The following is a 9,333-nucleotide window of genomic DNA, read 5'->3' on the forward strand; positions in this document are numbered from 1 at the left end:
CGGACACGACGCCGTCTCGACTCGGGTTCCGAACGACGACGGACAGCTGTCTCGGTCACTCCGAACCGCATTCGTCGCGGTCGAACAACATATCGAACCGTCGACGCGGTGCGAGTTCGACGGCGATGGGTTCAGTAAGTACCTGCTTCCAACTGCGGACGAACAGGTGGGGGTGTTTCGTCTGGCTCGGGTCTGCGCTCCGGAACACCCGTGACCAGTCGCTTGCCGAAATCGCTGGTAGTTGGAACAGTACCGAGCCGTTTCTTGCTGCCGGAAGCGGCCCCTGACCGGCTTTGACGATCTGCTGTGGGTCGATGCCGACGAGACGGATTCGGCACGTGCCGGGGTACGTCTCACCGTAGAAGATGTCGGTCTCCGTCGCAGTCACACCGTATTTCTCGGCAGGTGTATCGACTGTGCCCCCGGCCAACTGCCAGATGACGTGGTCGAATGCGACCTGAACCTCGTCTGCCGCCCAGAGGACGAGCCAACTGTCGAGATCCGCATTCGAGACCGAGTCCTGTCGTTCCCACTCCGCTGGTGACAACCCCGGATGTGCGATTCCGCTGCCGTCACAGTCTGCGGTGAACACTACCTCTTGATAAATCGTGATGTCGAGACTGGGACGGTTCGAATCCGGATCCCTCACCGTGGTATCGATCCAATGCACGGCGTCGTCGTCCTCCCAGACCGGCATATCGTCTCGGTCCGTCTCCTCCCAATCTGTAGGCGTATCCGTGTCCAGTTCGTACCTGAAATACCGTCGTGTCCCATCGGCAAGGATGACCGGGGCACGCGCTTCGTCACCGCGAAGTTGTCTTTTCTCTTCGACCGCGGAATGGCCCCTCGTGGCCACGGTCGGTCGACCTCGTCCGAGCGGTGCCACCAATGCGAGTCGCTGCAGAAACGTCCGCCGATCGCTTCTCACATCGATATCGGTCGGTACGCTCCTCTCTCTGGGTGTCATACCAGACCACCGAATAAGAGACTCCGGGACAGTCGATAACGTCTTTGGCCCATCCCGATACACAGCGCGACGGCGGGCGACGAACGCTGAAACGCTATTCACTTCGACACCGCACAGAGCTATGCACTCCGGTATCGTACCACATTGCGGTCTGCGATGGCACGAGAACCACATCCGGAGATGCAAGCGATCTTCACTGCACGGAGAGAGCGGGGGATTCCGCGATTCAGCGCGCTCTCCATCGATGGGGCACGACAACTACTCGCGAACCTGTGGGAACCGCCCGAGGAACCCGAACCCGTCGCCGCGGTTCGAGATCTCACGGTAGCCGGGCCTGCAGGGAGCCTTCCGATCAGGGTCTACACGCCCGATGGCTCGGCACCGTTTCCAGTTCTCGTGTACTTTCACGGTGGGGGCTGGGTGATGGGGAGTCTCGACACGGACGACGGCATCTGTCGGGCGCTGACGAACACGATCGAGTGCGTGGTCGTTTCGGTCGACTACCGTCTCGCACCCGAACATCCGTTCCCTGCTGCCGTCGAAGACTGCTACGCCGCGACCGAGTGGGTCGTCGAGAATCCCGAGGCGGTTCACGGTGACCCCGACCGTCTCGCCGTCGGTGGTGAAAGTGCGGGTGGGAATCTGGCTGCCGCTGTCGCACTGCACGCCCGCGACCACGGGCCGCGTCTCGCACATCAGGTGCTCATCTACCCGCCGACCGACCACTCGTTCCTCACCACGGTAGACGACGAGCATCCCGAGTGGTACGTCTTCACGAAAGAAGACGTTGCGTGGGTCTGGAACCACTACCTCGAAAGCGATTTCGACGGCAGGAATCCGTATGCCTCGCCGTTGCAGGCGCGCGACCTGCACGGACTCCCGCCCGCGACGGTTCTGACCTGTGGGTTCGACCGCTTGCGTGCCGAGGGAATCGCGTACGCAGAGCGCCTTCTGGACGCCGATGTCCGGGTCGAACACCGGGATTACGACGACTCGATCCACGGGTTCATCGGCCTGCTCGACGACCCGGAGTTGCGCCAGGCACGGGCCGCGATCACTGCTATCGGAGACGACCTCCAGGAATCGTTCGGGAGCGAACGGTGACACGGTCGCTGCGTTGGCGTCGTCCGCCAGCGGTTCTCAGGAATCGGGAACCAACACGTCTCGTCACGTCGTCTCCCTGCTAACTAGCAGCGGTGAATCCATATGACTTCGTTTCGCGTTTCGATACCACGACCGTACGTCGGTGCATCGCTCGCAACGCTCGTACTGACGGTCGTTGCAACCGTCGTCGGGCTCTTCGTCCCCGGTCTCTATCGAGATGCGCCGTCCCAACTCCCGCAGCTCTACGGACAGGATCTGGTGACGCTCGCCGTGGCCGTTCCGGTGCTCGCCATCGCCCTGTACTACACTGCTCGCGGCTCGCTCCGGGGGTACGTCGTCTGGCTCGGTGTGACCGGCTATCTGCTGTACACCTACGCCTCCTACGCGTTCATGACGGCGTTCAACGAGCTGTATCTGGTCTACGTCGCCCTGTTCGGCGTGACCCTGTTCACGTTCGTCGGCGGGATGGTTCATCTCGATGCTGTGGCTCTGAAGCGAGCGGTCGGCGGTCGGTCGGCTGGCAATCAATCGGTCGGTGATCGACGGGCCGATGACCGGTCGGTACGGTCGTACGTCGCATTCCAGCTCGCCGTCGCCATCCTGGTCGTGCTCATGTGGCTGTCGGCAATCCTCCCGGCGACACTCGACGGCACGATTCCACAGAGTATCGTGACGGCGGACATCCCGGTGAACGTCATCTATTCGCTCGACCTGGGTGTTCTCGTGCCTGCATTCGCGCTCTCGGCGTCCTGGCTCTGGCACGGACGGGCGTGGGGCTACGCGTTCACTGGCGTTCTGCTCGTCAAGATCGCAACCCTGGGACTGGCGGTGCTGGCGATGGCCACCTTCCAGATTCTCGATGGCCAACGCGTGCCGGTACCGCAGATAGTCATTTTCGGTGTTCTGAGTCTCCTCGGTGTCGCCCTGATGGCCAGGTTCGTGCTGTCGATCCAACCTGGGCGTGAGTCGACTTCGTCGTCTCCGGCGACCGACCCCGCTGAGATGGCGGCGGGGAGATGACGTACACTACCGAAATCGACGCGCACCTCTCGCAATAGACGTGTACCGCCTGCTATCGGTCCGTTTGGGATACGTGGTGGTCTGTCGGTAGTCGGCGACGATTCGGATTTTCCGTAGGTTCATTTCGCTCGAACACTTACGCTCGGCCATGAGCGACACGCCCGGTGATGAGAATCATCCCGGCGATGAACAGCATCCGGGTGAGGAGCAACATCCGGGTGACGAGACGCATCAAGATGGCGAGAAACGTCGGTGTGATTTCTGTCGCCTGCTGTGTCCCGAGACGGCAGTGACACTCGAATACGAGTCGGTCACCTACGAATTCTGCTCGACGGCGTGCCGGGACGCGATGCAAGAGAACGACCGGGTGTTCACCGAATATCACGGGTTCCGCCGGATCGACACGGGCGTCTCGGCGCTGGACGAACACCTTCCCGAAGGGCTTCCTCGGAACTCGTTCATCCTGCTCTCCGGGGAGGAGGGAACCCGCGACAACGCCATCCAGGCCGAACTCGTCTGGCGAACGCTCCGGCGCGACGAATCCGCCGTCGTCGTCAGCTTCACCGAACCCCCGATCTCGGTCGTCGAGCAGTTCCTCTCGCTGGAGTGGAACGTCCTGCCGTATCTCGAATCCGGCCAGTTGCATATCCTCGACTGTTTCACCTACCGAGTGGGCGACCGCAAGCGGATGTTCGCCCGGATGGACGAGTGGAACCAGTTTCTCCACCGGGTTACGACCGCCGCGACGACGACGGTTCGAGACCCCAGCGACACGAGCGAACTGCAGCACAAACTCGACAACTGCCTCGAAGCACTGTCGATGAGCGATACCGGTATCGTCGTCATCGACTCGCTGACGGAGTTCGGCACGCTCGTCCAGCCAGTGCAGGCCTACGATTTCGTGAAAGACCTCCGGGCCGACGTGTGCAAAGGGCGGTTCGTTCCCGTGTTCGCGGGCGGCACGCTCACGAGAGAGGACGAAACCTTCCCGCACGACATGGGCTACGTCATCGACGGCATCGTCGACCTGCAACTGAACGGCACCATCATCGAGGACGTGCTCGTCAAGCGGATTCGAATCCGGAAGATGAACAGCGTCCTCACGATCCCGGAGTGGGTGGCCTACGAGTACACCAGTGAAGATGGGTTGGTCATGTTCGACCCCATCGAAGAACTCGAAAAATCGGAGGCGATGTTGGACGAATCGGCATCCGAATCGGAACCGTCTGACCAGCCCGAGAGTGACTCTGGTGACACCGCAGCCGACCTACCTGAATCCGAGTCGGGAGAACTGTCGGCAGACAGGCCGCCAGAACCAGCGCACCACGACTCGTCCGAAGCCGATATGGACGAGTGACCTCTCAAACGGCGAAGACGACCCCCACCGAGAAACGCGATTCCGATGCCGCCGAAGAGTCGCATGAGCCGTTGATACGTCGGACGGCGCTGTGGGTAATCGCCAGTAACGATACCGACCGCCCAGACGAGACAGCCGAGACTGACAGCAGTGCTTGCACCGACGAACGCGACCGCACCCCCGCTCTGCCAGTTGATTCCACTCGTCCACAGTTCGTAGAGTGCGTACAGCACCCAGACCCCGACGAAGAGTCCGAGCGGTGCTCGGCGCGTCTGGTGGTTCGGTTCGACCATCTTCTATAGTGTCGATTTCTCCGCGGATAATAGTATCCATCATACTGGGTACAGTTTATCGCTGACTTCGAAACGAGCCAGCAACTGGCAGAAATTCCGGACATGAAAGCAGTTATCTGGCCACCGTTGCTATGTCTGCACATGAATTGCCGACCACTGGAACACGGGGTGGTTCGGTGCGCGTAGTCGCCAAGTTCGGGGGTACCAGCCTCGGCAGCGGTGATCGCATCAACCGGGCCGCAGATTCCGTCGCCGCCGCCGTCGAGGCCGGACACGAGATCGCGGTCGTGGCCAGCGCGATGGGGAACACGACCGACGAACTGTTGGACGAGATCCAGTTCGATGCGGACGACCCCGACCGCGCCGAGATTGTCAGCATGGGCGAGCGAACCAGCGTCCGGATGCTCAAAGCCGCACTCTCCGCACGCGGTGTGTACGCCACGTTTCTCGAACCGGGGAGCGACGACTGGCCCGTCATCACCGATTCGCGGGGCGAAGTGAACACCGAGGAAACCAAGGCGCGCGCCGCCGAACTCGCTTCCCAGATGGACGGCACGGTACCGGTCATCACGGGCTTTCTCGCCCAAGACGACGACGGCGGCGTGACGACGCTCGGTCGCGGCGGGAGCGACACGACAGCGGTCATGCTCGGGACGTTCATGGACGCTGACGAGGTCGTCATCGTCACCGACGTCGAGGGCGTCATGACCGGCGACCCGAGCGTCGTCGAGGGTGCTCGTAACGTCGGCGAGATTACGGTAGACGAACTCCGAAACCTCTCGTTCCGCGGGGCTGAGGTCGTCGCACCCTCGGCACTTTCGTACAAGGACGACGACCTCCACGTTCGCGTCGTTCACTACCAGCACGGCGACCTGCTCGCCGGTGGGACGAGCGTCACGGGCCAGTTCGAGAACCTGATCGACATGCGCGAGGAGCCACTGGCCTGCCTGACCGTCGCAGGGCGGGCGATCCGAAACCGCCCCGGCATCCTCGCCGACCTCTCGACCGCGCTCGGCAACAGCGAGATCAACGTCGACGCCGTCGCTAGCGGGATGGACAGCATCACCTTCTACGTGGACACCGAGGTCGCCGAGCGCGCCGAGAACATCCTCCATCAGGAGGTCATCGACGAGGAGTCGCTGTCCTCTATCACCGTCCACGACCCGGTGGCCGTCATCCGACTCACGGGTGGCGAACTGCCCAACCGACCGGGCATCATCCACGAACTCGTCGCGCCAATCGCGGACGCCCGCATCAACATCCACGACATGATCACCAGCGCGACCAGCGTCGCGGTGTTCGTGGACTGGGACGACCGCGAGCAAACCTTGGAGATTCTGCAAGATCACTTCCAACAATAGCGCTTCTCGGTTCGTGGGCTCGCTTTCCGACTCGTACAGTCAGTTAGCTCTCGGCAATCACCTTGTGCATGATAGCAACGATACTGCTGATGAACCGTTCCAATTTTCAGCAGTAAACAGCAGTCCTCTTCACGAATTGAGCGGTGCCGTGTGTCGCTGGGCTTGACACGGACTGGTTACTGCTCTCGATTTTCGTCTCTGTCGGGGTGACAGCGGGCTGTATGACACACGACCCGCCATGATCAACCCATCTCGCACGCAATTCTCGACACAAACTTTACGCGGGAGTTCGAACCCGCCGACTATGAACCGCGAGCGTTCCCGAAACCTGTACGACCGTGCGCTATCCGTCACCCCCGGCGGCGTCAACTCCCCCGTCCGGGCCGTGCGTCCCTACCCCTTCTTCGTGAAGCGGGGGGACGGCGCGCACGTCATCGACGCCGACGGCAACCGGTACCTCGATTACGTGATGGGCTACGGGCCACTGCTGTTGGGTCACGACCTGCCCCAACCCGTCGAGTCGGCGATCCAGTCGCGTCTCGCCGATGGCCCGATGTACGGTGCACCGACCGAGGTCGAGGTCGAACTCGCCGAGTTCGTCACCCGGCACGTCCCGAGCGTCGAGATGGTTCGATTCGTCAACAGCGGCACCGAAGCGACCGTCTCCGCCGTGCGCCTTGCTCGCGGTTACACGGGCCGCGACAAGATCGTCGTCATGCAGGGCGGCTACCACGGTGCGCAGGACTCGACGCTGGTGGAAGGCGAGTCGGGTCGCCCCGCCGACCCGAGTTCCAGCGGTATCCCCGCCGCCTTCGCGCGCGAGACGATTCCGGTTCCGTTCAACGACGAGGACGCGATTCACGAGGTGTTCACGGAACACGGCGATGACATCGCCTGCGTCCTCGCGGAACCCATCCTCGGCAATCACGGCGTCGTCCACCCCGTCGATGGCTACCTCGAAACGCTCCGCGAGGTGACCGACGAGCACGGGTCGCTGCTCGTCTTCGACGAGGTCATCACCGGCTTCCGGGTCGGCGGCCTCCAGTGCGCACAAGGCAAGTTCGGCGTCATGCCCGACCTGACGACCTTCGGGAAGATCGTCGGCGGCGGCTTCCCCATCGGGGCGGTCGGTGGCCGCGCCGAGATCGTCGAGCAGTTCTCGCCGACCGGTCCCGTCTTCCAGGCCGGGACGTTCTCGGGCCATCCGGTGACGATGACCGCCGGACTGGAAACGCTTCGCTTCGCCGCCGAGAACGACGTGTACGACCACGTCAACGACCTCGGCGAGCAACTTCGCCGTGGCCTGACCGACATCGTAGCAGACCGCGCGCCCGAGTACACCGTGGCGGGCACGGACAGCATCTTCAAGGTCATCTTCACCCGTGAGGGGCCGAGCGACCGCGACGGCCACTGCGAGGCTGGCTGTCGGCAGAACATCGACTGCCCGCGATTCGACTACTGTCCCAAATCCGGTGCCGACGTCGACCGCGCCGAGACCGAGCGCTGGGAGCGACTCTTCTGGCCCGCGATGCAGGAGCAGGGCATCTTCCTCACGGCGAACCAGTTCGAATCGCAGTTCGTCAGCTACGCACACACCGAGGAGGACATCGAGGTGACGCTAGAGGCGTACAAGGAAGCGCTCTAAGCAGGAAAATAAGAAGCTTCGTCGGCTATCTGCTGTACGTTTATCACTTCGCGGATACTCTAGTCCCGTATGCAGACCCAGTCTTCCACTGTCGACTCCAAGTGGTGGTATCTCGTCGCGGCAACCCCCATCGCGTTCGTCGTCTCGTGGCTCGTCGGCATCCTCTTCGTCGGCTGGTTTCTCATCGGCTGGGGCGTCGGATTCGCCAGTCCGCGTGCTCTCGGGCCGTTCTTCGTGCTCACGCTCTTCGGTGTGCTGGTCTTCGGCCTGTTCGTGACGCTGATGCTCGTCCTGTTTCCACTGGGTATCTACCTCGACGCCGAGGCGGTCAACCGCTCGAATCTGGACTGGCGACCGGATAGTGTCCTCTACGCGCTCATCGCCGTCGTCAGCGCGGTGGCGACCGGCTTCACGCTGAGTGTCCCCGTGGCCGTTTATTACCTCTACCAGCGCCACCAGCACGTCGGCGTTCCGTAGGCCAGCGAACCCCACCGGAGAGAGTGTTCCGGAGACGACATTCGTTTTATCCCCCCGCTCTAACGAACGAGCAGATGCAACGTCCGAAGCTCTCCGGCGACCGGGTGAACTCGCGCTGGTGGTACTGGATCGCGGCAGTACCGACTGTGTTCGTCTTCTGGGTCGTGACCGTCGTCTGGGTCGCCTTCGCCATCTCGATGGAGCCCGGTCTGCTCGCCGGGTCGGGCGATTCGCCGCTCACCCGCGCCGCCGCCGTCTCGCTCGTCGCGGTCGGCGTCCCCTTCGTCGTCCTCACCGCCTTCTTCCCGCTCGCGGTGTTTCAGGACACGCAGGCCATCAGCCGCGCGGAAGCCGGGTGGGAACCGAGCGGGAACTACGCACTCGTCGCACTCCTCGGTCTCGTCGTACTGGCCGGACTCGCACTTTCCGACCTCTCGCTCGCCGTCATCACCGGGTTCGTCGTGAGCGTTCCGTTCTCGGTGTATTATCTCTGGCTGCGTCACGAACATCTCGGCGTGCCGTGAGCGGTGGGGGATTCGAGGGGTGGCTGTCTCAGAGGGAATTTCACAGGTAGAGCAGTCCGATGACCGCGAACCCGACACCGAAGAGAATCCATAGGATGCCGATTCGTCGATAAGCTTGCTCACCATCTTCGGTGAGTCCATCAGTCGAAGCAGAGACGAATGGCCACACGTCGAGACGAAACATCTTCTGGGGCCACAGTAGGTAGCCGATTCCGAGCATCACCGGCCACATGCTGATGAACAGAACCTCTCGCCACGTCATACGGTATCATCCCGATCATCTCCATGTGATGATAAAACAGTTCTGCGTGCCAGTCTGGGTCGGTACGAAACCGTCAGAGTCGCTCGGGTCGATTCCGCGCCGCGGGAGTTTCTAGGGCAAAACACCGTAACCGCAACCGCGGGAGTTTCTAGGGCAAAACACCGTAACCGCAACCGCGGGAGTCGCTAGAGTACGACCGCACAGCAGGAGTCACTAGGGCGACAGACCGTGACCGAATGCGGACGGGCGGCCCGAACCGCCGGGGCCGCCCGCCCTCGCAGCCCCCGTCCCTCCCCGGTGGACGTGCGCCGTCGCCGACCGCT

At 62.5% G+C, this 9,333-nt stretch carries 9 protein-coding genes; 7 read left to right on the forward strand and 2 right to left on the reverse strand.

All coding sequences use genetic code 11. The features are described from left to right. Positions 1-55: 55 nt before the first annotated feature. On the reverse strand, positions 56-856 hold the full coding sequence (locus tag ACR3FE_RS12875; RefSeq protein ID WP_458207543.1) for a hypothetical protein: 801 nt from the start codon (positions 854-856) through the stop codon (positions 56-58). 267 nt (positions 857-1,123) lie between these two features. On the opposite strand from ACR3FE_RS12875, the gene ACR3FE_RS12880 reads away from it, so the two are divergent. From ACR3FE_RS12880 to ACR3FE_RS12910, 7 genes are all read left to right on the forward strand, one after another. Then, positions 1,124-2,071: an alpha/beta hydrolase gene (locus tag ACR3FE_RS12880; RefSeq protein ID WP_458207544.1), complete on the forward strand. Its 948-nt coding sequence runs from the start codon at positions 1,124-1,126 to the stop codon at positions 2,069-2,071. Between the two features lie 102 nt (positions 2,072-2,173). Next, complete coding sequence (locus ACR3FE_RS12885; protein WP_458207545.1) at positions 2,174-3,091, forward strand: hypothetical protein; 918 nt, start codon at positions 2,174-2,176, stop codon at positions 3,089-3,091. Between the two features lie 148 nt (positions 3,092-3,239). Then, entirely contained in the window at positions 3,240-4,448 is a 1,209-nt protein-coding gene (locus ACR3FE_RS12890) for an ATPase domain-containing protein (RefSeq protein WP_458207546.1), read from the forward strand. Between the two features lie 469 nt (positions 4,449-4,917). Further along, positions 4,918-6,102 (forward strand): aspartate kinase, encoded by a 1,185-nt coding sequence (locus tag ACR3FE_RS12895; protein WP_458207547.1) that lies wholly within the window; start codon positions 4,918-4,920, stop codon positions 6,100-6,102. Positions 6,103-6,406: 304 nt separating this feature from the next. Further along, on the forward strand, positions 6,407-7,747 hold the full coding sequence (hemL, locus tag ACR3FE_RS12900; RefSeq protein ID WP_458207548.1) for a glutamate-1-semialdehyde 2,1-aminomutase: 1,341 nt from the start codon (positions 6,407-6,409) through the stop codon (positions 7,745-7,747). 69 nt (positions 7,748-7,816) lie between these two features. Next, positions 7,817-8,224 carry a hypothetical protein gene (locus ACR3FE_RS12905; RefSeq protein ID WP_458207549.1) on the forward strand — a complete coding sequence of 136 codons (408 nt, stop codon included), beginning with the start codon at positions 7,817-7,819 and terminating at the stop codon, positions 8,222-8,224. Positions 8,225-8,298: 74 nt separating this feature from the next. After that, positions 8,299-8,748, forward strand: coding sequence for a hypothetical protein (locus tag ACR3FE_RS12910; protein ID WP_458207550.1), 450 nt, complete (start codon positions 8,299-8,301; stop codon positions 8,746-8,748). Between the two features lie 40 nt (positions 8,749-8,788). Here the strand turns inward: ACR3FE_RS12910 and ACR3FE_RS12915 are convergent, their stop codons facing one another. After that, positions 8,789-9,010, reverse strand: coding sequence for a hypothetical protein (locus ACR3FE_RS12915; RefSeq protein WP_458207551.1), 222 nt, complete (start codon positions 9,008-9,010; stop codon positions 8,789-8,791). Positions 9,011-9,333 lie beyond the last annotated feature (323 nt).

Source organism: Haladaptatus rarus, assembly GCF_054177585.1.